The organism is Bacillus sp. LR--39, from assembly GCF_053613335.1.
On sequence record NZ_JBSIOT010000883.1, the window covers coordinates 1 to 706 of the forward strand.

At 45.9% G+C, this 706-nt stretch carries 1 protein-coding gene and 1 pseudogene; both read left to right on the top strand.

Going from position 1 to position 706, the window contains the following annotated elements; all coding sequences use genetic code 11:
• A partial coding sequence (locus ACWHAR_RS27225) for an ATP-binding protein (protein ID WP_452088451.1) occupies nt 1-402 on the top strand: 402 nt, incomplete at its 5' end.
• Nucleotides 380-706 (top strand): annotated as a pseudogene (gene lytT / locus ACWHAR_RS27230) (two-component system response regulator LytT); the annotation flags it as partial. The gene ACWHAR_RS27225 and the pseudogene lytT, both read left to right, overlap by 23 nt.

A 706-nucleotide genomic window follows, 5' to 3' on the forward strand; every position in this document is an offset into this window, starting at 1 on the left:
CTTAATATCGACAGCAGACTGGAGCAGATTGAAATCCCTCCGTTTGTTTTGCAGGTGCTTGTCGAGAACGCGCTTCGGCACGCGTTTCCGAAAAAACAAGACATATGCAAGGTTACAGTCTGTGTCTTATCTGATGATGCATCCGTCTATATGAAGGTGGCGGATAACGGACGCGGAATTCCGCCGGACGTCTTGCCGGAACTGGGAAAGAAACCGTTTCCGTCTAAGGAGGGAACCGGTGCAGCGCTTTATAACCTAAATCAGCGGCTGATCGGTTTATTCGGACAGCAGGCTGCACTGCATATCAGCAGTGAGGTTCATAAAGGGACAGAGGTTTCCTTTCAAGTGCCAATGCAACAGATGAAAGAGGGAGAAGAACATGCTCAGGGTGTTAATAGTTGATGATGAGATGCTGGCAAGAGATGAACTGGCTTACTTGCTTAAGCGGACCAATGAGGAAATGGAAATCAATGAAGCGGAAAATATCGAATCCGCTTTTGACCAAATGATGGATCAAAAACCTGATTTGCTGTTTCTAGACGTTGATTTATCCGGAGAAAACGGTTTTGATATCGCAAAGCGATTGAAGAAAATGAAGCATCCTCCTGCTGTTGTGTTTGCGACAGCGTACGACCAGTATGCGCTCAAAGCGTTTGAGGTGGACGCTCTTGATTATTTAACCAAGCCTTTCGATGAAGAAAGAATT